The sequence below is a fragment of the Marivivens donghaensis genome, from assembly GCF_011806565.1.
GTDB classification, from domain to species: Bacteria; Pseudomonadota; Alphaproteobacteria; order Rhodobacterales; family Rhodobacteraceae; genus Marivivens; species Marivivens donghaensis_A.
In genome coordinates this window covers 94,197-117,117 of sequence record NZ_JAATOP010000008.1, presented here as the reverse complement: position 1 = coordinate 117,117, position 22,921 = coordinate 94,197, and the positions used below count along the sequence as shown (strand labels likewise).

The following is a 22,921-nucleotide window of genomic DNA, read 5'->3' as shown; positions in this document are numbered from 1 at the left end:
AGAGCACAAAGGCAGGGCGGGGTTGCTCCGCTCTGTTTGCTGTGATTCTTTTGCGCAAACGAGCAGACTTCTAGGACACAAATGACCGCGGCAGCATATTTGCGCGACGTATTCGGATTCGACGGCTTCCGCCCCGGGCAGGAGGAGATCGTCGAGGCTGTTGTTGCGGGGCGGAATACGCTGGCCATCATGCCGACGGGCGGCGGTAAATCCTTGTGTTATCAATTGCCTGCGCTGGTGCGTGACGGGGTGACGGTCGTTATTTCTCCGCTCATTGCGTTGATGCGCGATCAGGTGCGGGGACTGCGCGAAGCGGGGGTCGAAGCGGGTGCGCTGACATCGGGCAATACGCAGGAAGAGACCGACGCGGTTTGGCAGGCGCTCGAAGAGGGGCGGCTCAAACTGCTCTACATGGCGCCGGAGCGTCTGGCCTCTGGCGGAATTCCGCAGATGCTGCGCCGCGTTGGCGTGTCGCTGATCGCTGTGGACGAGGCGCATTGCGTCAGCCAATGGGGCCATGATTTCCGCCCCGATTATCTGCGGATCGGAGAGCTGCGACGGGCGCTGGACGTGCCGCTGGCCGCGTTCACCGCGACGGCTGATGCCGAGACGCAGGTCGAGATCGTCGAAAAACTGTTCGGCTCGGAGCAACCGCAGACGTTCCTGCGAGGCTTTGACCGTCCGAACATCCATCTGGCGTTTGCGGTGAAGGACCAGCCGCGCAAGCAGATCCTGAACTTTGCCAATGCGCGCAAGGGACAGTCCGGCATCGTTTATTGCGGGACACGGGCGAAGACCGAAGGGCTGGCCAAGGCGCTGGGCGAGGCGGGGCATCTGGCCTGTCATTATCACGGCGGGATGGAAGCTGACGACCGGCGCGAGGTCGAGGCGCGTTTCCAGCGTGAGGACGGGCTGATTGTGGTCGCGACCGTGGCCTTTGGCATGGGCATCGACAAGCCGGATATCCGCTGGGTCGCGCACGCCGATCTGCCTAAGTCGATCGAGGCCTACTATCAGGAAATCGGACGCGCGGGGCGTGATGGTGCGCCTGCGGAGACACTGACCCTGTTTGGGCCGGACGACATCCGCTATCGCCGTCAGCAGATCGACGAGGGGCTTGCTCCGCCCGAACGGCGGATGGCGGATCATGCGCGTCTGAACGCGTTGCTGGGGCTCTGCGAGGCGCTGGATTGCCGCCGTCAGACCTTGCTGGGGTATTTCGGTGAGCAGTCGGAGCCCTGCGGTCATTGTGACCTATGTGACAAGCCAGCCGATGTGTTTGACGGGACGACACCGGTGAGGATGGCACTGTCGGCGGCGCTGCGCACGGGGGAGAGCTACGGCGCGGGGCATCTGATCGAGATCCTGCTGGGGAGTGACCTCGACAAGATCCGCGAGCGGGGGCACGACCAGTTGCCGACCTTCGGGGTGGGCAAGGAATACAGCCGTCGCGAATGGCAGGCGATCTTCCGTCAGATGATGGGTCACGATCTGCTGCGGCCCGATCCCGAACGCCATGGCGGGCTGCGGATGACCGAGCGCGCGAGGCCGATCCTGCGCGACGAGGAAAGTATCCGCCTGCGCCGCGACACAATCAAAGCGGCGAAATCTGGAAACAAGATCAAGATGTTGGTGAGCGAGGAAGACGCGCCGCTGATGTCTGCGCTCAAGGCCAAGCGGCGCGGGCTCGCGGAAGCGGCTGGCGTTCCGGCTTACATCATCTTCAACGATTCAACGCTGATCGAAATGGCGCAGCAGCGACCCACCACGCTGGATGCGATGGCGAAGATCAGCGGTGTCGGTGCCAAGAAACTGCAAAGCTACGGCGATGCGTTTCTTTCTGTGATCGCTGGCGAGGTGGCGCACGTACACCCTGCACGGCGCAAGATGGCGGGGCGGTCCGAGGGTGATCTTTATGATCGTCTGCTGGCGGCTCAGGCTGATCTGCAACGTGGCGAGGACGGGACGGGCAAGCCGATGAGCTGCTCTGCGTCCTTGCTGGCGAAAGTGGCCCAGTCGCGGCCGAATGATATGAATGCCCTGCAACGGCTGCTGGGTGAGCGCTATGCCGAACGCTTCGGCGCCGCGTTCCTCGACGTGTTGCAGGAAGCCTCGTGAGGACAAAATGCTAGTCGTCGTTTCCCCCGCAAAATCGCTCGATTTCGATCCCGTTGACGTGGCCCCGACCGAGCCTGCGTTTCAGGCCGATGCCGTGCGTCTGGCCAAAACAATGCGAAACCTGACGCTTGGCGATCTGAAGGGGCTGATGAGCCTGTCGGATAACCTCGCCAAGCTGAACCGCGACCGTTTCAAGGCGTTCGAGGCGGAGCCCGCTGCCGACAAGGTAAAGCCCGCGATCTATGCGTTCGATGGTGACACGTACAAAGGGCTGGAGGCGAAAACGCTGTCCGAGGACGCGATCCGCTATGCGCAGGACCATCTGCGTATTCTGTCGGGCCTTTACGGTGTGCTGCGCCCCTTGGACGCGATGCAGCCGTACCGTCTGGAGATGGGCAGCCGCCTGAAAACGCGCCGCGGTAAGAACCTCTATGACTACTGGGGCGACCAGATCGCGAAGGCGCTGAACGCGCAAGCTGCCGAAATAGACACTGATGTTCTGGTGAACTGCGCCAGTCAGGAATACTTCGGTGCGGCGCAGACCAAAGCGCTGAAGCTGCGCGTGGTCACGCCCCAGTTCTACGAGATCAAGAACGACAAGCCGCAGATGGTGAGCTTCTTTGCCAAGCGCGCACGCGGTGCGATGGCGCGTTTCGTCATGGAGAACCGCCCCCTCGACGTCGGGGATTTGAAGGCGTTCGACTTGGGCAGGTATGCCTATAACGAGGAAATGAGCGAAGGCGATAACCTCGCGTTCACAAGGGCTTACCCCGAAGGGTAAGGATTTCCGCGCGGAGCATTTCCAGTCCCTTGTTGCGGGAGCAGCAGAGCCTGTGTCAGCCTGACCGTGGGTCATGGAGGAACAGACATGCGTATCATGTGGGTTGCGGCTGCCGTGCTGGCAGCGACGCCGGTACTCGCTCAGGATCAAAGCTTCGTTCCAGAGAGGCGGCTCGAATACACGCTGAATAACGATCTGCCCGGCGGTGATATCCAGTCGATCCGCGACACGACGCTGCAAGTCTGCGAGTCCTCCTGTCTGTCCGATACCTCCTGCGAGGCGTTCACGTTCAACCAGCGCTCCGCTGCCTGTTTCCTCAAGGCGGGTGATCTGGAGGAGGAATATTTCGCGGGCGCCTATTCGGCCCATATCCGCGAGACCACCGATGCGGCGCAGGCGCTGGGCGCGATGCGGGCGCAGGATCTGACGCTCTTCGTCAGCGACAGCCTGCTGGGTCAGGTGCAGACCCTGTCGCGTGATATCGGTAAATACCACGTTGCGAACGGCTTTGACCGCGATGCGCTGCTGGGGTCGGCTCAGAAAGCCTCTGGTGAGGGCGACTATCTGACGGCAGCGCGAAATTACGGCGCTGCCCTCTCCATCGCCGAGGACGTCGATACGTGGCTGTCCTACGCGTTTGCCGCGCGGCGGATGCCGCAGAACGCGCGAGACGAGCAGCGGGAGATCAAGCGCCGCGCCGACCTTGCGGCGATCAACGCGTATCTCCGTGCGTCCTCGAACGTGGACCGCCGCCGCTCGCTGGTGGCATTAGCGCAAGCCTTCGAGAACGAGGATCGCGGCCGCCAGATGATCCCCGCGCTGCGCCTCGCGATGGAGGTGTCGCCCGACCGCGAGGTCGAGGCGTTGCTTGAGGACGCAATCAACGAATACGGGTTTCGCGTTGTCGACACCGAGGTCGAGAGCGACAGCGAAACGCCCCGCATCTGCGCGATCTTCAACGAACCGCTGGTGAAAACCGGTGTCGATTACGCGCCGTTCGTTCAGTTGCCCGATCAGGCGATGACGGTCGAAGTGAGTGATGACCGCCTCTGCCTCGACGGTGCAGAGCATGGCCAGCGCTACACCTTCACCCTCCGCGAAGGGATGCCGGCGGAGTCCGGTGAGACGCTGGCACGGAACACGGAGCTTGCGCTCTATGTGCGCGACCGTTCCGCCTCTGTCCGCTTCATGTCGAACGCCTATGTGCTGCCGCGTCTGGGCGACGTGGCGATCCCGATTGAGACGGTGAACCTGAATGAGGTCGACCTGCGACTGCGCCGGATGAGCGACCGTAATCTGCGGCAAATGATGCAGGAGCGCACTTTCGGCCAGCCGGTCTATCCGTGGAACGACGAGTACCTTGATGACACTGTGCTGACCGATGTCTGGGACGGCACGGTCGAGGTCTCGGGCGATCTGAACGCCGATAGCCTAAGCCGCATTCCGCTGGCAGAGGCGCTGGGCGATCAGCCTGCCGGTGTCTACTTGCTGACCGCGATGATCCCCGGAAGCGATACCGAATGGGAAGCGCCCGCAACGCAGTGGTTCATTCTGTCCGATGTGGGCATCTCGACGATGCTGGGGTCAGACGGCCTGACCGTCGTGACCCGTTCGCTGGCCGATAGCAGTGCGCTCGAAGGGGCGGAGGTGCAGCTGGTCTCCGTCGGTAATGCCGTGCTCGGCACGGCGACTGCGGACGCGGTGGGTGTGGCCAAGTTCGACGCGGGACTGACGCGCGGCACTGGCACGTCTGCGCCTGCGTTAGTGACTGTGCGCAATGACACGGACATGGCGTTTCTGTCTCTGGACGGGCCTGCGTTCGATCTGTCCGACCGCGGTGTCGAGGGGCGCGAGCCCGCCGGACCCATCGACGTGTTTCTGACCACCGACCGCGGGGCCTACCGTGCGGGCGAAACCATCCACGCCACCGCTTTGCTGAGGGACGAGGATGTCACGGCACTCACGGGCGTGCCGCTGACGGCGATCCTGCGCCGCCCCGATGGTGTCGAATACAGCCGCTCCACGCTGACCGAGGACCACTCGGGCGGCTATGTCTACGACCTGCCGATTGCCGGAACTGCTCCGCGCGGCGCGTGGCGTCTGGAGGTCAAAGCAGACACTAATGCAGCGCCTTTGGCGAGCGCCCGCGTGCTGGTCGAGGATTTCCTGCCCGAGCGGATCGACTTTGACATCGACCTGCCGGAGGTCATCAACCTCGATGACATTGCCGATGTACCTGTCACCGCGAACTACCTGTTCGGTGCACCCGCTGCGGGCCTCGATGTCGAGGGCGAAGCGATCCTCAGCGCGCAGGCTTCGGTCGCGGGCTGGGAGGGCTACAAGTTTGGTCGCTACAACGAACGTTTCAACACCCGCACAGGTTACGTCTACGGCGATGCGACGGGCGATGACGGCTCCACGCTGGTCGAACTCGACCTGCCGATTTACGAACGCGTGACCCGCCCGTTGTCGATGGCGCTGAACGTGCGTCTGGTGGAAGGCTCGGGCCGTCCGGTCGAGCGCCGCGCGAGTGCGACGGTGCTGTCGGGCGAGAACCTCATCGGGATCAAACCGCTGTTCGACGCCGACGTGGCCGAGAACGCGACCGCCTCGTTCGAGGTCGTCGGCGTCGGCTCCGACCTTCGGGAAACCGCGATGGAGGCCGACTGGACCGTTAACCGTCTGACCAACCGCTATCAGTGGTACTCGATCGACGGCCGCTGGGACTGGAACCTCGTGACCACGCGCGAACGGGTGGCCTCGGGTCACATCACGCTCGGCAACGGCGCGGTGTCCGTTGAGGCACCGACGACGTGGGGGGAATATGAACTGGTGGTGGAGAGCCGCGAAGACGCGGAAATCGCGTCCTCGGTGAGCTATTACGCGGGCTGGTACGTGCCCGCCGATAGTCAGAAAACGCCGGACGTCCTGGACGTTTCGCTGGACGCCGAAGCCTACGCCGTGGGCGACACTGCAACCCTTCGCATCGTGCCTCGCTATGCAGGCACTGCTCTGGTGAGCGTCCTGTCGAACCACGTCATCCACATGGAAGCCGTCGAGGTCAGCGAGGGCGAGAACCTGATTCCGCTGAGCGTCACCGACGAATGGGGCGCGGGGGCATATGTCACCGCATCGGTCATCCGCCCGATGGACGTGGCGGCGGGTCATAATCCGGCGCGGAGCATGGGGCTTGCCTATGCCGCCATCGCGCCCGGAGATCGGGAACTTGCCGTATCGCTGGACCTGCCCGAGCAAATGCGCCCGCGCGGTCCGATGGATATCACGGTCGATGTGGACGGTCTGGTCGAAGGGGACGAAGCATGGGTAACTGTTGCCGCTGTCGATGTCGGCATCCTCAACCTCACCAATTTCAAAGCGCCCGAGCCGACCGATTACTACTTCGGTCAGCGGCGCCTCGGTATCGAACTGCGGGACATCTATGGCGATCTGATCGACGGGCTGAATGGTAGCCTCGGCAATGTGCGGTCGGGTGGTGACGGGATCTCTCCGATGGGGATGGAAGCGCCGCCGCCGACCGAAGAGCTCGTCGCCTATTTCTCCGGTCCTGTCGCGGTCGGCGCGGACGGCAAAGCGCGTGTGAGCTTCGATCTGCCCGCCTTCAACGGCACGGTCAAAGTCATGGCGGTCGCGTGGTCTGACACCGGCGTCGGCGAGGCGTCGCAGGACGTGATCGTCCGCGATCCGGTAGTCCTGACGGTCTCGGCACCGCGCTTCATGTCGCCCGAGGATACCTCTCGCATCCTGATGGAGATCACGCATACCGACGGCCCTGCGGGGGAGTTGGGCGTCGCCGTCAGCGCGGATGGCGTGGTCATCGACGCCAGCGCCATTCCGTCCTCGGTCAATCTTCCGAAAGGCGAAAATGTGACCCTATCCCTGCCTGTTTTTGCCGAAGAGGTCGGGCTGCATCATGTGACTTTCACGCTGACGACGCCCGACGGTGAGACACTGGACAAGGTCATCACCATCCCTGTCGAAGTCAACGATCCCGCCATCGTCCGCCAGTCGCGGATGACGCTGGCGGCCGGCGATACCTTCATGTTCGACCGCTCGGTCTTTGACGGCCTGATGGACGGCACGGGCGAGGCGACGCTGTCGGTCGGTGCACTGGCGCGGCTTGATGCGCCTGGTCTCTTGCTTGCGCTCGACCAGTATCCCTACGGCTGCACCGAACAGATCACATCCCGCGCCATGCCGCTGCTCTACATGGGTGCGCTGGCCAAGGTGATGGGGCTGGATACGGCGGGCGATCTGGACGAGCGGATCGGACAGGCGATCACCGAGGTGCTCGGCAATCAGGATAGCAACGGGGCCTTCGGCCTCTGGAACCCGTCGTCGGGCGATCTGTGGCTGGATGCATACGTGACCGACTTCCTCAGCCGCGCGCGTGAGCTGGGTTACGACGTGCCCGACCGCGCGTTCGGAAGCGCCGTCGATAACCTGCGGAACGCGGTGAACTACTATCCCGACTTCGATGGTGGCGCGACCGACCTTGCCTATGCGCTCTATGTGTTGGCCCGCGAGAATGCCGCTCCAGTCGGTGATCTGCGGTACTATGCGGACCAGAAAGCCGCCGATTTCGGCTCTCCGCTGGCGCTCGCGCAGCTTGGTGCGGCGCTGGCGAGCTACGGTGAGCAGCAGCGCGCTGACCGTCTGTTCGGCATGGCGGAGGACCGGATTGTCGCCCGTGACGCCGGAGCAGAGCCGAATACGTGGCGGAGCGACTACGGTACCTACCGCCGCGATACCGCTGCCGTGCTGACCCTCGCGAGCGAGGCGAATAGCGATGCGGTGGATGAGGATGCGATGGTGTCGCGTCTGGTCGGCGTGGGCGAGCGTGCCTCGACGCAAGAGGCCGTCTGGACCCTGCTTGCCGCCAATGCGCTGACGAACAGCTTTGCCGATGCGGGGATCACGCTAAACGGCGAGGTGCCTGACGGCCCGCTGGTGCATATGCTGGAGAGCGCGGCGGCGAACCCCGTGCTTGTCGCGAACAATGGCAAGCAGGGCACCGCGCTGACGGTCACGACCTATGGAGTGCCGGAGCAGCCGGAACTCGCTGGCGGCAAAGCCTATGCGATCAGCCGTGCCTACTATGATCTGGACGGCAATGCGGTCGATCTGAGCGAACCTGTCGCCGCCGGAGCGCGCCTCGTGGCTGTCGTTCGCGTTGATCCGCTGGGTGATCAGGAGGGCCGCCTCATGGTCAACGATCCGCTGCCCGCCGGTTTCGAGATCGACAACCCCAACCTCGTGAGTGGCGGTGCGATTGCGAACCTGAACTGGCTGGAGTCGGTTGATGCGGAGTCGTCGCAGTTCCTCGCCGACCGTTTCCTTGCGGCGGTCGACTGGCGCTCTGACGATCCGTTCACGCTGGCCTACATCGTCCGTGCGACGACCCCCGGCGCGTACCATCATCCCGCCGCGAGCGTCGAGGATATGTACCGCCCCGACCACCGTGCATGGAGCGATGCGGGCACTGTCGCGGTTATCGAGTGAAACGGCTCGGCGCAGCGCTGATCTGCCTGTCGGCGGGGCTTCTGGCCTTTGCCGAGGGTCGCGCTGCGCTTGATCGCTGGATCGACACGACCGAGCTGCCGAGCCTGCTGGCGGAAACCTCGGTCGAAGTGCTGGACCGCGACGGTGACCTGCTGCGCGCCTATACGGTCGCGGACGGGCGCTGGCGGCTGGAGGCGGCGATCAGGGATGTGGACCCCGACTACATCGCCATGCTCATCGCCTACGAGGACCAGCGGTTCATGCGCCATCACGGCGTCGACTGGATCGCGGCTGCACGTGCTGCGGGACAGGCTGCGATGAACGGAGAGGTCGTATCGGGCGGCTCCACCATCACGATGCAGGTCGCACGTCTGCTGGAGGATAGCGGGACAGGATCGTGGCAAGGCAAGCTGCGGCAAGTGCGCGTTGCGCTGGCGTTGGAGCGCGTTCTGGACAAAGAGCAGCTCCTGACGCTCTACCTCAACCGCGCGCCATTCGGGGGCAATTTGGAGGGCGTCCGTGCGGCGTCTTTGGCGTATTTCGGAAAGCCCCCGCGCCGTTTGACGACGGCTGAGGCGGCTCTGCTGGTAGCTCTGCCGCAGTCGCCCGAGGTGCGCAGGCCAGACCGGCATCCGCAGAATGCCGAAGCCGCGCGGGCACGGGTTCTGGAGAGGATGCTCGGGCAGGAGGTGGTGGATGCAGACACCATCGCGGCGGTCCAAACAGAGCCTATTCCGAGCGAAAGGCAGGATTTTCCCGCGCTAGCGCCCCACCTCGCGGACCGTGTGACGGACGGCACGGCGCAGCGCTATTGGCTGACCATTGACGGCGATATGCAGCGGCGGCTGGAGAGTCTGGCCTCCGAGACGGTGATGAACCGCAGCGACCGCGTGCAGGTGGCAATCATGGTGGCGGACCACACGACGGGCGAAGTGCTCGCCTCGGTCGGGTCTGCGGGATACGAGGCGAACCAGTCGGCGGGTTTCGTCGACCTCACGCAGTCGGTTCGCTCGCCAGGTTCGACGCTGAAACCGCTGATCTACGGCCTCGCCTTCGATCAGGGCATGGTCCATCCCGAGACGCTGGTTGCCGACCGCCCCGTCGATTTTGACGGCTACGCGCCGCAGAACTTTGACGGCATGTTTCGCGGTGAATTGCGGGTGCGCGCCGCGCTGCAACTGTCTCTGAATATCCCCGTGGTGTCCCTGCTTGATAGCATGGGGCCGCAGCACCTTGTCTGGGGGCTGAGGCGGACCGGAGTGCAGCCTGACATTCCCGGCGGCAAACCCGGCCTCGCGATTGCGCTGGGCGGTCTGGGTGTGTCGCTGGAGGATCTGATGCGGGTCTACGCCAGCATCGCGCACGGGGGCACGCAGGTTGACCTGCGCCACTTTGCCAGCCCGACCAAGGGCTTTGCGCCGCGCCGGATCATGGGTGACGTCGCCGCGTGGGAACTGGCCGATATTCTGCGCGAAGTGCCGCGCCCTGCCGGCTATCTGTCCGAGGGCATCGCCTACAAAACAGGGACGAGCTACGGCCACCGCGATGCATGGGCGATCGGGTTTGACGGGCGGCATGTGGTTGGCGTCTGGATGGGCCGCGCGGACGGAACGCCCGTGCCGGGGGCCTTTGGTGGAGAGCTGGCCGCACCCGCAATGTTCGAGGCATTCGCGCGGGTTAAAGCCAGAATAGACCCTATTTCAGCGCCGCCCGAGGCGACGTTGATCGTCGGGACGTCAGACCTCCCGCGTCCGCTGCAACGGTTCCGTCCGCGTGGAGAGGTCGTGATCGAGACGGGGCCGGAGTTCGCCTTTCCTCCGTCCGGAGCCATCGTCGAAGGGCGCTCTGTCTTTGCGCGCGTGAACGAAGGCGCGCCGCCGTTCACGTGGCTCGCGAACGGCGATGTGGTGCTGACCTCCCGCGAGAGGGAGATGCAATTCGACCTCGGCTTGGGCTTTCAGACGCTCACCGTGATCGACAGCGCGGGCCAGTCGGCCCGCACCGAAATCGAGCTGCGTTAGAGCCTTTCGATCGCCAGCGCGATGCCCTGACCGCCGCCGATGCACATGGTGACGAGGCCGAGGCGTTTTCCCGTGCGCTCTAGTTCGTACATCGCCTTGACCGTGATGATCGCGCCCGATGCGCCGACCGGATGCCCGAGCGCGATGGCGCCGCCGTTGGGGTTCACCTTGGCGGGGTCGAGGTCCAGTTCCTTGCTCACGGCGAGGGCTTGGGACGCGAAAGCTTCGTTCGATTCAATGACATCGAAGTCGGCAATGCTGAGTCCGGTGCGCTTGAGCAGGTTGCGGACGGCGGGGATCGGGCCCAGACCCATGACGGTCGGATCGACGCCAGCGTGTGCGTAGCCGACCACGCGGAACTTCGGCGTGAGGCCAGCGGCTTCGGCCGCATCGGCGCGGGCGAGGACCAGCGCGGCGGCACCATCGTTGATCCCGCTCGCATTGCCTGCGGTGACCGTGCCATCCTTCTGGAAAGCGGGGCGCAGTTTCGCGAGGCCCGCCGCGTCCGTCGCCTTGGGGTGTTCGTCGCGGGCAAAGGCGACGGTGTCCCGTTTGACCTTCACATCCACAGGGACGATCTGGCTGTCGAAGTGGCCTGCCTCAATCGCGGCTGCGGCGCGCCTCTGGCTTTCCAGCGCGAAGGCGTCCTGATCTTCGCGGGTCAGGCCGTAGCGGGCGGCGACGTTCTCGGCGGTGACACCCATGTGGCCGGTGCCGAAGGGGCAGTTCAGCGCGCCGAGCATCATGTCGAGCGCGCGGACATCGCCCATCTTCGCACCCCATCGCGCGTCGGGGAGGATGTAGGGAGAGCGGGTCATGTTCTCGGCCCCACCGGCAAGCGCGAAGTCGGCATCGCCCAGCATGAGACCTTGAACCGCAGAGACAATCGCCTGCACGCCGGACCCGCAGAGGCGGTTCACGTTCATCGCGGGAGTTTCCTGCGGCACGCCAGCCTGCATCGCGACGACGCGGCTGAGGTACATGTCGCGCGGCTCGGTGTTGATGATGTGACCGAAGACGGTGCTGCCGATCCGATCAGGCTCTATCCCAGCGCGTTCGATGGCGGCGTTCGCGGCGACTGTGCCCAGTTCGATCGGCGGCGTTTGCGCGAGGGTCCCGCCGAAAGTGCCGATGGCGGTGCGTGCGCCGGACAGAATTACGATATCGCTCATGGGGTTCCTCCTGTTGAGGGGACGATATTGCGCCCGAACAAGGCAGAGAAGCGGAACGTCCCGTCACCGAGCGTATGAGCCGTGGCTCGGACATCCCCCTCAAGCTCGCGTTCACGGCCAAGAACTGGATGAACGATCCGAAGGAGGTGCCGCTGCGTAATGCTTTCCACGGGCTGACGCTGCTATTTCTGGCGATGGCGGCCTGTCTTGCAGCGGCAAATCCCTGACAGGTCATAGACTGTCCGGCAGGGGGTGCTAGTTTTGCAGCAACCCTGACTGCCGGAGGCCGATGTGCTGAAAATTCGCGACCTGCAAAAGAGTTACGTGAGCGCGGGCCAGACCGTTCAGGTGCTCAAAGGCGTCTCTCTGGACCTTGCTGGCGCTGAGACTTTGGCGCTCACGGGCGAATCCGGTAGCGGGAAAAGCACGCTGCTCCATCTGGCTGCGGGGCTGGATGTGGTCGACGCGGGTGACGTGTTTGTCGGCGAGACGAATGTCGGCAAACTCAACGAGGCGGGGCGCGCCCATCTGCGCCGCGATGTGGTCGGCGTCATCTTCCAGCAGTTCAACCTGATCCCCTCGCTGACCGTCGAAGCGAACATCGCGTTCCATGCGCGGCTGGCGGGGAAATACGATGCCGATTGGTGCAAGCGTCTGGCGGACCGGATCGGGCTGACGGAACAGCTCGGTAAGTATCCAGAGCAGCTTTCGGGCGGGCAGCAGCAACGCGTCGCGATTGCGCGGACGCTTGCAGCGAAGCCCGCGCTGGTGCTGGCGGACGAGCCGACTGGCAACCTCGACGAAGAAACCGCCGCGCAGGTGATCGCGCTGATGCTGGAGCTTGTCAGCGAAACGGGTGCCGCGCTGCTCATGGTGACCCATTCGAGCGCGCTGGCCGCGATGCTGGATCGGCGGCTCCATCTTCGGGCGGGACAGGTCGCGTGAGGCGGCAGGCCCTCATCGCGCTGCTTTCTTACTGGCGGCGCAACTGGCTTCAGTTTTTCACGCTGCTGGCGGGATTGGCGTTGGCGACCGCGCTGTGGTCCGGCGTGCAGGCGATCAACGCCGAAGCGCGGGCAAGCTACGATGCCGCCGCCGCGACCTTGGGCGAAGGGCAGTACACGCAGATCACGGCGAACAACGGACTGCCGATCGCGGTCGAGGACTACGTGGCGCTGCGACGCGTGGGTTGGCTGGTGTCGCCGGTGGTCGAGGGGCGCTTGGATGGCGTGCGGCTGATCGGGGTCGAGCCGCTGACCGCGCCGCAAGGGATCGGAACGACGGCCCTGTCGATTGAGGCGGAATTGCCGAGCGAGCCGACGCTGTGGGTGTCCTCAGGCGTGTCTGTGGACGGCGTGACGACGGTCGAGACGCCCGAGCTTGCGCCGAACACCGCGATTGGCGACATCGGGCTCGTCTCTGATTTGCTCGGGGCCCAAGGGATTTCGCGGCTGCTGGTCCTATCTGACCAGCCGGTGCGCCAACCGCCCTTGGAAAGCGTTGTTCAGGGCCTCAACGTCCAGACGCCGCAGGGTGGGTCGGACATCGGGCGGCTGACCGATAGCTTCCACCTCAACCTCACAGCCTTCGGTTTTCTGTCCTTCGTCGTCGGCATCTTCATCGTCAACGGCGCTGTCGGTCTGGCGTTCGAACAGCGCAGGCCATTGGTCCGCACCCTGCGGGCGCTCGGCGTGCCGCTCAGGACCGTCATCGCGATTATGGCGGCCGAAATGGCGGTGCTTTCGCTGCTCGGCGGTGTGATCGGCGTGGTCATTGGGTACTTCATCGCGGCGGCGTTGCTGCCTGACGTGGCGGCGACGTTGCAGGGCCTCTACGGTGCGGATGTCGGCGGCACTCTGGCGATCAGGCCGGTGTGGTGGCTGTCGGGTCTGGGCATCGCGCTGCTCGGCGGGATGGCGGCGTCTGCCTCTGCCTTATGGAAGTTGTCGCGGATGCCGTTGCTGGCGGGCGCTCAGCCGCGCGCGTGGTCCATGCAGGCGGGACGCGGGCGGGTCATCCAGACCATAGCGGGGCTATTCATGTTGGCGGCGGCTGGCATCTTTGCCCTGATTGCTGACGGATTAGTCACTGGTTTTGCCTTGCTAGGCACCCTGCTGCTGGGCGCTGCGCTCTTGTTGCCGATGGTGCTCAACGCGGCGCTGGCATTGGGCCAGCGGCTCGCCAAAGGGCCGGTGTGGGAGTGGTTCTGGGCCGATACGCGCCAGCAATTGCCCGGATTGTCTCTCGCCTTGGCGGCGCTGCTACTGGCGATGGCTGCGAATATCGGCGTGTCGACGATGGTGTCGTCGTTCCGGCAGACCTTTGTCGGTTTTCTCGATCAACGGCTCGCGGCGGAGCTTTATGTGACTGCCCGCGACGAAGAGGACGCCGTCGCGCTTGAGCAATTCCTCGCGGGTAAGGTGGAGTCGGTTTTACCGATCGAGCAGATCGACGTGGAGGCCAACGGTCTGCCTGCCGAACTCTACGGCCCGATTGACGACCGTACTTACCGCGATAACTGGCGGTTCCTCAGCCAAGTCCCGCAGATGTGGGACATCGTGCAGGCGGGCGAGGGCGTGGCGATCAACGAACAGCTATCGTATCGCGGCGACCTTCAGCTCGGCGACATGCTGGAGCTTCCGGGGATCACTCTGCCCGTCGTCGGGATCTACGGCGACTACGGGAACCCCATCGGACAGGTCATCATCGGGCGCGAGGTGTTCAAGGAGCTGTATCCCGATAGTCAGGCGCTGCGATACGGTGTCCGCGTCCTGCCCGAGGATGTGGCCGCGCTAACCGATCAGCTTGTGAGTGAATACGGTCTGCCCGAGGCGAACGTCATCAATCAGGCGGGGATCAAGGCGTACTCGCTCGATATCTTCGAGCGGACGTTCACTGTCACTGGCGCGCTGAATTGGCTGACGCTGGGGGTGGCGGGGTTTGCGATCCTGATGAGCTTGCTGACGCTGTCGGGAATGCGCATCCCGCAACTTGCGCCGCTCTGGGCGCTAGGGCTGACGCGCGGGCGGCTGGAGCGGTTGGAGATCCTGCGGACCGTCATGCTGACCGCGTGGACGTTCGTCTTTGCGCTGCCTTTGGGGCTGGCGCTGGCGTGGGTGCTGCTCGCGGTGGTCAATGTGGCGGCCTTCGGTTGGCGGCTGCCGATGTTCGTTTTCCCGACGAGCTACGTGTTCCTGCTCGTGCAGGCGCTGATTGCTGCGGGAGCGGCTGCGCTATGGCCCGCGCTGAAACTCGGGCGCACGCCGACGAGCCATTTGCTGAAGGTTTTCGCCAATGAACGCTAGAGTGCTCGCCCTTCTCCTGCTCTGGCCGCTCGCAGCGTTTGGACAAGGTTTCGCTGGATTAGGCTCCGATGCGGACGGTTTTGCGTTGCCTCAGAGGGGGTACACCTTTGACTTTCCGACCGACCACGGTGCGCATCCAGAGTACCGGATCGAGTGGTGGTATGTGACCGCAAACCTGACAGGCGATGACGGTGCGGAGTATGGGGTCCAGTGGACGCTGTTCCGAAGCGCCCTCGCCCCAGAAGAGGCGGCGGGGTGGTCCTCTCCGCAGGTCTGGATGGGTCACGCCGCGCTGACAACGGAGGATGCGCACTTCACCGCAGAGCGGTTCGGGCGCGGCGGGATCGGGCAGGCGGGCGCGTCGGATCAGCAGCTCTCCGCTTGGATCGACGACTGGGAACTGGACTTCAGCCACATGACGGCCTCGGGCACCGATTGGCGCTATGACCTTTCACTGAGCGAAACGGGGCCGCTCGTGTTTCATGGGGCCGAGGGCTACTCCGTCAAATCGGCGGGCGGGCAGGCGTCTTACTACTATTCCCAGCCGTTCCTTGCGGTCGACGGGACCCTTACTATTGGCAACGAAGACATCCACGTCACCGGCAACGCGTGGCTCGATCGCGAGTGGTCGTCCCAGCCGCTCGCTGAGGATCAAAGCGGGTGGGACTGGTTTTCGCTGTCTTTTGATGACGGCGACAAGCTGATGGGGTTCCGCCTGCGCGGGGCCGATACCTACACCTCGGCCACCTGGATCGATGCGGATGGCGGGACGACAGCATATACCGACGGTGCCTTTATGGCAGAGCCGCTCGAAAACAGTCCGACGAGCGGTCCGGAGGTGCCTGTGCTGTGGCAAGTCCAGTTGCCTGAGCGGGGCTTGGATGTCACTGTATCCGCTATTAATCCGGATTCATGGATGCCGCTGACGACCCAGTATTGGGAAGGTCCCGTTACTGTGACGGGAACCCATACGGGCCGCGGTTATCTGGAAATGACGGGCTACGAATAACCGAGGCAGAGTATGCAGACCACCATTCCCCTGACCCGCGATCTGGTGCTGATCGGTGGCGGGCATACCCACGCTCTGGTCCTGCGGATGTGGGGAATGAAGCCTCTGGCTGGCGTGCGCGTCACCGTCATCAACCCCGCGCCGACGGCGCCCTATTCGGGGATGCTGCCGGGGTTCGTGGCAGGGCACTACACCAAGGACGAGCTGGACATCGACCTCATCAAGCTCGCCCGTTTCGCAGGTGCGCGGATCATTACCGGTAAGGCCAGCGCGATTGATACGAAGGCAAAGGCGATCACCGTCGGGGATCGCAAGGTCGCCTATGATGTGGCGTCCATCGACGTCGGGATCACGTCCGAAATGCCCGATATGGACGGCTTTGCCGATCACGCCGTGCCTGCAAAACCGCTCGACCGGTTCGCCGAACGTTGGGACGGCTACCGCAAATCCGCATCCCGTCCGCGTGTGGCGCTGATCGGCGGCGGTGTCGCGGGGGCTGAACTTGCGATGGCGATGGCTCATGCGCTGCGGCACAAGGATCACCGCGTGACGCTGATCGACAGCGGCAAGGTGGTGTCCCAATTTGGCGATGATGCCCGCAAGCACTTGCTGGAGGCGCTGGAGGAGAACGGCGTCGAGGTTGTCGCGGATGCAAAGGTCGACCGGATCACCTCTGACGCGGTTCTGCTGGAAGGCGGGACACCCATCCCTGCGGATTTCGTCTGCGGTGCGGCGGGGGCGCGTCCGCATGAGTGGCTGAAAAAGACGGGCCTGACGCTCTATGACGGGTTCGTCAGTGTCGGGCCGACGCTGCAATCCAGCGATCCCCACGTCTTTGCGGCGGGGGACTGTTGCTACATGCGCCACGCGCCGCGCCCCAAGGCGGGCGTGTTCGCGGTGCGCTCGGCCAAGACGCTGTTCCATAACCTGAAAGCCGAACTGTCCGGCGAGCCGCTGAAGGGCTACCAGCCGCAGAAAGACTACCTGAAACTCGTGTCCTTGGGTGGTCAGTCGGCGCTGGCCGAAAAGATGGGCCAGTCGTTCAAGGGGCCGCTTTTGTGGAAGTGGAAGAACCACATCGATACCAAATTCATGCGCAAATTCAGTGAGCTGCCGCAGATGGGCCTCGCGAAGCTGCCCTCTCAGGTGGCCAAGGGCGTGCGCGAGGAACTTGGTGATGCGCCGCTATGCGGTGGTTGCGGGGCGAAGGTCGGGCGGTCCGCTTTGAAAGAGGCGCTGGCCGATCTGCCGCAGAACGACCGCCCCGACATCCAGTCCGTCAAAGGCGATGATGCCGCAATCATGGATGTGAACGGCCAGAAACAGGTGATGACCACTGACCACCTGCGGGCTTTCACCGAAGATCCAGTTTTGATGACACGCATCGCTGCCATTCATGCGCTGGGCGACGTCTGGGGCATGGGCGGAAAACCCTCTGCCGCGACGGTCCAGATTATTCTGCCGCGCATGTCGGACGCGCTGCAACGGCGCACGATGGCAGAGATTATGGGCGCTGCTGCCGATGTCCTCGGCCAAGCCGGTGCGGCGATTGTCGGCGGGCATTCCTCCATCGGCAGCGAGCTGACCATCGGCTTTACGATTACGGGCATTTGCGACCGTCCGGTCACCCTCGAAGGGGCGGAGGCGGGCGATGAGATCATCATCACGCAGCCCATTGGCGCGGGTGTTGTGATGGCGGGAGAGATGCGCGGGCTCGCCAAAGGGCGGGATGTCGTTGCGACCTATGAAGCGATGCTACAGACGCAGGCGGAGGCGAGCCGTATCCTCACGCCTGATGCCCGCGCGATGACGGATATTACGGGTTTCGGGTTGGCAGGGCACCTCGCCAACATCTGCGAAGCCAGCGGCCTTGGCGCGCAGATCAAGCTGATAGATGTGCCGACTCTGGCGGGTGCGGAGGAGCTGTCAGAGCAAGGCGTTCGCTCGACTATCTGGGCCGAGAACCGAGGCGGCGCGGGTGCAATCTATGGCAACCGCAGCCCGAAGTTCGACCTGCTGTTCGATCCCCAGACGGCGGGCGGCTTGATGGCTGTTGTGCCTGTCGAAAAGGCGGAAGAGTTGCACGAACAGCTCCTCCTGAGCGGTTACAAGGCTGCGATCATTGGGAAAATGACCAAGTCTGACGGGATTACAGTGAGTTGACGATCTCTGCGATCTGCTCCGCAAGGAGGGTCTGCCCTGCATCGTCCAGCTTGTCGGCCTCGACGGTCGCAAGCAGCGCAAAGTCGTGGACGCTGCGCGATTTGTTGTAGGCCGGATCGTAGTGATCGATGATCAGCGACGCGGCGAGGGCGGGGAAATCCTCGGCCTCCAGCAGCTTTTCCCACTGATCGACGGTCTCGTTGCCACGGAATGTGCGGAGCGGCTGGATCAGCGTTTTCAAGCGGCGCGGAGCGGCAGTGACGTCGTCATAGGCGCGTGTCAGATACTCGACGCGGGCCTCCAGCGGGGCTGAAATGTCAATGCGCGGCGCGGCGCACATCGCTTTCCAGACCATCGGCGGAACGATCATCTTGCCGATCTTGCTGCTCTCGGCCTCGACCAGAACGGGCTTTGCGGGGTCAAGCTGGGCGAGGGCACAGGCAATGCGGGATTCGAACATCTTCTGGCTGGGCTGATCGCCCATCGCGCCGAGCATCGAACCACGGTGATTTGCCATGCCTTCGAGGTCGAGCGTCTGCACGCCCATTGCGGCGAGCTTCTTCAGGACGTCGGTCTTTGCCGTGCCGGTGTTGCCGTCCAGCAGGATGAAACGGTGCGCGACTTCGTTGTCATAAAGCGCGTGATGCACCAGACGGCGGTAGGTCTGATAGCCGCCCTGAATGGTGTCCGTGCGCCAGCCGATCTGCTTGAGAATAATTGCCACAGAACCAGACCGCTGACCGCCGCGCCAGCAGTAGACGAGCGGCTTCCAGCTGCCATTTTTCTGCTGCATGTGGCGGTCGATGTGGCTAGCTACGTTGCGGGCAACGATAGAGGCGCCGACCTTTTTGGCCTCAAATGGGCTGATCTGTTTGTAGATCGTGCCCACACGCGCGCGTTCGTCGTTCGACATTGCCGGCATACTGACAGCGCCGGGGATGTGATCCTCGGCATATTCGGCAGGCGAGCGCACGTCGATAACGGTGTCGAAGCCGTGCGCCAGAAGGTCGGCCAGTGTCTTGAATTCCTGCGGCATTTTCTCTGATCAGACTGTGGGTAGCAGTGGCACGCGTCTAGTCTCGGTCAGGATGAAACAGTCGGTTCCTTCAAAGACGGCAGCGGTCAGCGGCCGACCATAGCCCGCGCCGCTATCGATGTCGATGCGGTTGCCGAAGTGGGTCGGCTGCTCGAGCGCGGTGTGGCCATGCACGATGAGCTTCTCGAAGGGCTCTTCGTGGTCAAGGAAACCTTCGCGAATCCAGATCAGGTCGTCTTCGTCCTGTTCGTCCATCGGCACGCCAGGTTTGATACCTGCATGGACGAACAGCAGATCGTCGGTTTCGTACCAGAGCGAACGGCTTTCGAGGAACGCGAGGTGCTCGGGCGGGACGGCGGCCTGTGCACGCTTGAGGATGTCGCCCTCTTCGATGTTAACGCCGTAGCTGGCAAGGGTCGTCGGGCCGCCAAGTGAGGGGTTCAGCCAGCCTTTGCCGGATTTGATACGCTCGTCGTGTTCATTGCCGTCGGTGAGGTAGCGGCAGAACATGCGGTCGTGGTTGCCGCGCAGGACGGTCCAGCGGCGGCCTTGGCTGACGCCGTTGATCAGACGGTCGAGAACGCCGCGGCTGTCGGGGCCACGGTCCGTGTAGTCACCGAGAAAAACGATGTGGGCATCCGCGCCGCCGTCCGCCTCGATCAGGCTGAGAACGCGGTCCAGTTCGACCAATTGCCCGTGAATATCACCAATAGCATAAATCATAATGTGCTCCGTTTGCAGGAGAGGGATATGTCGCGGAGGGTAACAATGTCACGTCCGCAACATGAAAAAGGGGCGGATTGTCCGCCCCTTTCGGTCACTGTGTCGCTGAATTGATCAGGCGATGTCGAAGGTCAGCGGTTTGACCTGCTTGAACTTGCCGGTCGCTTCGAGAGCCTTCAGCACGTCGGTCGAAAGCGCATCGTCGACGTAGAGCAGCGCGATCGCCTCACCGCCCGAGTTCGAACGGCCGAGGGTAAAGTTCGCGATGTTCACGCCGTGATCGCCAAGGGTGCCGCCGAGGGTACCGATGATGCCCGGAACGTCTTCGTTGGTGGTGTAGAGCATGTGCTCGCCGACTTCGGCGTCGACGTTGATGCCCTTGATCTGGATGAAGCGCGGCTTGCCATCCGAGAAGACGGTGCCTGCAACCGAACGCTCTTTCTTTTCGGTGACGACGGTCACTTTGATATAACCTTCGAACGCACCCGACTGGTCCTGCGTGGTGGTCGAGATCTTCACGCCGCGCTCTTTGGCGATGACCGGAGCCGAAACCATGTTCACGTCGGGGTTGGCTTTTTTCATGATGCCGGCGACGACGGCGCAATCGAGCGCCTTGAGGTTCATGGTCGACGAAACACCGTCATAGAGGACGTTGATCGCCTTGATCGGCTCGTCGGTCATCTGACCGATGAAGTTACCGAGGTGACCGGCCAGCTTGATCCACGGACCCATGACCTTTGCTTCTTCGGCGGTGACCGACGGCATGTTCAGCGCGTTGGTGACTGCACCGGTCAGCAGGTAGTCCGAGATCTGCTCGGCAACCTGAAGGGCGACGTTTTCCTGCGCTTCGGTGGTCGACGCGCCGAGGTGCGGGGTGCAGACGACGTTCGACAGGTTGAACAGCGGCGAATCCTTGGCCGGTTCGGTTTCGAACACGTCGAATGCAGCGCCTGCGACCTTGCCCGACTTCAGGGCTTCGGCCAGTGCGGCTTCGTCAACGAGGCCACCACGGGCACAGTTGATGATGCGGACGCCGTCTTTCATCTTGGCGATGGCTTCGGCCGAGATGACGTTGCGGGTCGTGTCGGTTAGCGGAACGTGCAGGGTGATGAAGTCGGCGCGCGCGAACAGCTCGTCGAGTTCGACCTTGGTCACGCCCAGTTCGGTTGCGCGTTCGTCCGAAAGGAAGGGATCGTAAGCCACAACCTTCATCTTCAGGCCGACAGCACGCTGGCAGACGATACCGCCGATGTTACCTGCGCCGATCACGCCGAGGGTCTTGCCGGTGAGCTCGACGCCCATGAACTTCGACTTTTCCCACTTACCTGCGTGGGTCGATGCCGATGCTTCGGGAATCTGGCGGGCAACGGCGAACATCATGGCGATGGCGTGCTCGGCGGTGGTGATCATGTTGCCGAACGGGGTGTTCATCACGATGATACCTTTTTTCGAGGCATTCGGGATGTCCACGTTGTCGACACCGATACCGGCGCGGCCGACGACTTTGAGGTTGGTGGCGGCTTCGATGATCTTCTCGGTCACTTTGGTGGCCGAACGGATGGCGAGGCCGTCGTAGTTGCCGATGATCTCGGCCAGCTTGTCCTTGTCTTTGCCAAGGTCGGGCTGGAAATCGACGTCAATACCGCGGTCCTTGAAGATCTGGACGGCAGCGGGGGAAAGCTTATCGGAAATGAGGACTTTGGGGGCCATGATGGGCTCCTTTAACTGGCGGGCACTTCGCCCGTGGAATGGGGAAAGGAGGGGCGCGTCAGGGCGCCCCGTCAGATCACGCTTGTGCTTCGATTTCGGCTTCGAAGGCCCATTCGAGCCACGGCAGCAGAGCTTCGATGTCGGCGGTTTCGACCGTCGCACCACACCAGATACGCAGACCGGCAGGCGCATCGCGGTACGCGCCGATGTCCAGCGCAACGCCTTCTTTTTCGAGGCGCTTTGCAACGGCCTTGGCGAAGGTTGCGCCGTCCTTGATGCGGTCGTCGGTGAACTTCAGGCAGACCGAAGTGTTGGAACGGGTCGCATCGTCCTCTGCGAGGTTGGCGATCCAGTCTTTCTGCGCGCAGAAGTCCCAGATGGCTTTGGCGTTGGCGTCAGCGCGGGCGAACAGAGCCTTGAGGCCACCGATCGAACGGGCCCAGTCCAGCGCGACGAGGTAGTCTTCGACTGCCAGCATCGACGGGGTATTGATGGTCTCGCCGACGAAGATGCCTTCGATCAGCTTGCCGCCCTTGGTCATGCGGAAAATCTTCGGCAGCGGCCAAGCGGGGGTGTAGCTTTCGAGACGCTCTACGGCGCGCGGCGACAGAACGATCATGCCGTGAGCAGCTTCGCCGCCCATGACTTTCTGCCACGAGAAGGTGGTCACATCGAGCTTGTCCCACGGCAGGTCCTGCGCGAATGCAGCCGAGGTCGCGTCGCAGATGGTGATGCCTTCGCGGTCAGCGGGGATCGCGTCGCCGTTCGGCAGGCGGCAGCCCGAGGTGGTGCCATTCCAAGTGAACACGACGTCGTTGTTGAAGTCGACGGTGTTGAAATCGACGATCTGGCCGTAGTCGGCGGTCTTCACGGTAGCGTCGAGCTTGAGCTGCTTGACGACGTCGGTGACCCAGCCGGAGCCGAAGGATTCCCATGCCAGCATTTCGACGTGGCGTGCGCCGAGCATCGACCACATGGCCATTTCGACAGCGCCGGTGTCCGACGCCGGAACGATGCCGATGCGGTAGTCTGCGGGGATGTTCAGAAGCTCGCGGGTTTCCTCGATGGCGGCTTTCAGCTTCGCCTTGCCCACAGCAGCACGGTGCGAGCGGCCCAGCGGCGCGTCAGCAAGCTTTTCCAGTGCATAGGTGGGGATTTTGGCGCAGGGGCCAGAGGAAAAACGCGGGTTTGCCGGCCGCGTAGCCGGTTGTGCGGTAGTCATCGGTGTTACCCTCTCAGATATACGCTCCTCGTTGGGGAGGAGTGTCCCGCCGACCGAGATAGAGCCGAGTCGGGAGGAAGGCAATGAGGAAAGTGACGGCATTTTCCGACAAATGGTCGCAAACAGACGATCCCGGTTCAC

At 63.5% G+C, this 22,921-nt stretch carries 14 protein-coding genes; 9 read left to right on the top strand and 5 right to left on the bottom strand.

Annotated features, from left to right (window positions below; translation table 11 throughout):
• Positions 1–81 precede the first annotated feature (81 nt).
• From recQ to pbpC, 4 genes are all read left to right on the top strand, one after another.
• Entirely contained in the window at positions 82–2,118 is a 2,037-nt protein-coding gene (gene recQ / locus HCZ30_RS12585; protein ID WP_167638647.1) for a DNA helicase RecQ, read from the top strand.
• Positions 2,119–2,125: 7 nt separating this feature from the next.
• The gene (yaaA, locus tag HCZ30_RS12580) at positions 2,126–2,899 is read left to right on the top strand and encodes a peroxide stress protein YaaA (RefSeq protein ID WP_167638646.1); all 774 of its coding nucleotides are present in this window, start codon (positions 2,126–2,128) and stop codon (positions 2,897–2,899) included.
• 87 nt (positions 2,900–2,986) lie between these two features.
• The gene (locus HCZ30_RS12575; protein ID WP_167638645.1) at positions 2,987–8,419 is read left to right on the top strand and encodes an alpha-2-macroglobulin family protein; all 5,433 of its coding nucleotides are present in this window, start codon (positions 2,987–2,989) and stop codon (positions 8,417–8,419) included.
• Complete coding sequence (pbpC, locus tag HCZ30_RS12570) at positions 8,383–10,440, top strand: penicillin-binding protein 1C (protein ID WP_167638644.1); 2,058 nt, start codon at positions 8,383–8,385, stop codon at positions 10,438–10,440. The genes HCZ30_RS12575 and pbpC overlap by 37 nt, the downstream gene beginning before the upstream one ends.
• Here the strand turns inward: pbpC and HCZ30_RS12565 are convergent.
• On the bottom strand, positions 10,437–11,612 hold the full coding sequence (locus HCZ30_RS12565) for an acetyl-CoA C-acyltransferase family protein (protein ID WP_167638643.1): 1,176 nt from the start codon (positions 11,610–11,612) through the stop codon (positions 10,437–10,439). The two genes, pbpC and HCZ30_RS12565, sit on opposite strands and share 4 nt — an antisense overlap.
• A 74-nt stretch (positions 11,613–11,686) precedes the next feature.
• Here HCZ30_RS12565 and HCZ30_RS12560 point away from each other — a divergent pair, with 74 nt between their 5' ends.
• The 5 genes from HCZ30_RS12560 to selD all read left to right on the top strand — a co-directional run bounded on the left by HCZ30_RS12560 (position 11,687) and on the right by selD (position 18,089).
• Positions 11,687–11,839: a hypothetical protein gene (locus HCZ30_RS12560; RefSeq protein ID WP_167638642.1), complete on the top strand. Its 153-nt coding sequence runs from the start codon at positions 11,687–11,689 to the stop codon at positions 11,837–11,839.
• A 64-nt stretch (positions 11,840–11,903) separates the two neighbouring features.
• Positions 11,904–12,557: an ABC transporter ATP-binding protein gene (locus HCZ30_RS12555; RefSeq protein WP_348640390.1), complete on the top strand. Its 654-nt coding sequence runs from the start codon at positions 11,904–11,906 to the stop codon at positions 12,555–12,557.
• Positions 12,554–14,917, top strand: a complete 2,364-nt coding sequence (locus HCZ30_RS12550; protein WP_348640389.1) for an ABC transporter permease — start codon at positions 12,554–12,556, stop codon at positions 14,915–14,917. Before HCZ30_RS12555 ends, HCZ30_RS12550 begins: the two co-directional genes overlap by 4 nt.
• Positions 14,907–15,926, top strand: coding sequence for a lipocalin-like domain-containing protein (locus tag HCZ30_RS12545; protein WP_167638641.1), 1,020 nt, complete (start codon positions 14,907–14,909; stop codon positions 15,924–15,926). Before HCZ30_RS12550 ends, HCZ30_RS12545 begins: the two co-directional genes overlap by 11 nt.
• A 12-nt stretch (positions 15,927–15,938) precedes the next feature.
• Positions 15,939–18,089, top strand: coding sequence for a selenide, water dikinase SelD (selD, locus tag HCZ30_RS12540; RefSeq protein ID WP_167638640.1), 2,151 nt, complete (start codon positions 15,939–15,941; stop codon positions 18,087–18,089).
• Here selD and mnmH read toward each other — a convergent pair.
• The 4 genes from mnmH to HCZ30_RS12520 form a co-directional block, all read right to left on the bottom strand.
• Positions 18,076–19,125, bottom strand: a complete 1,050-nt coding sequence (gene mnmH / locus HCZ30_RS12535) for a tRNA 2-selenouridine(34) synthase MnmH (protein ID WP_167638639.1) — start codon at positions 19,123–19,125, stop codon at positions 18,076–18,078. The two genes, selD and mnmH, sit on opposite strands and share 14 nt — an antisense overlap.
• Before the next feature lie 9 nt (positions 19,126–19,134).
• Positions 19,135–19,848 (bottom strand): metallophosphoesterase family protein, encoded by a 714-nt coding sequence (locus tag HCZ30_RS12530; RefSeq protein ID WP_167638638.1) that lies wholly within the window; start codon positions 19,846–19,848, stop codon positions 19,135–19,137.
• A 114-nt stretch (positions 19,849–19,962) separates the two neighbouring features.
• A complete protein-coding gene (serA, locus tag HCZ30_RS12525; protein WP_167638637.1) occupies positions 19,963–21,558 on the bottom strand; it encodes a phosphoglycerate dehydrogenase in 1,596 nt (531 codons plus the stop codon).
• Between the two features lie 76 nt (positions 21,559–21,634).
• Positions 21,635–22,780 carry a phosphoserine transaminase gene (locus HCZ30_RS12520; protein WP_167638636.1) on the bottom strand — a complete coding sequence of 382 codons (1,146 nt, stop codon included), beginning with the start codon at positions 22,778–22,780 and terminating at the stop codon, positions 21,635–21,637.
• Positions 22,781–22,921 lie beyond the last annotated feature (141 nt).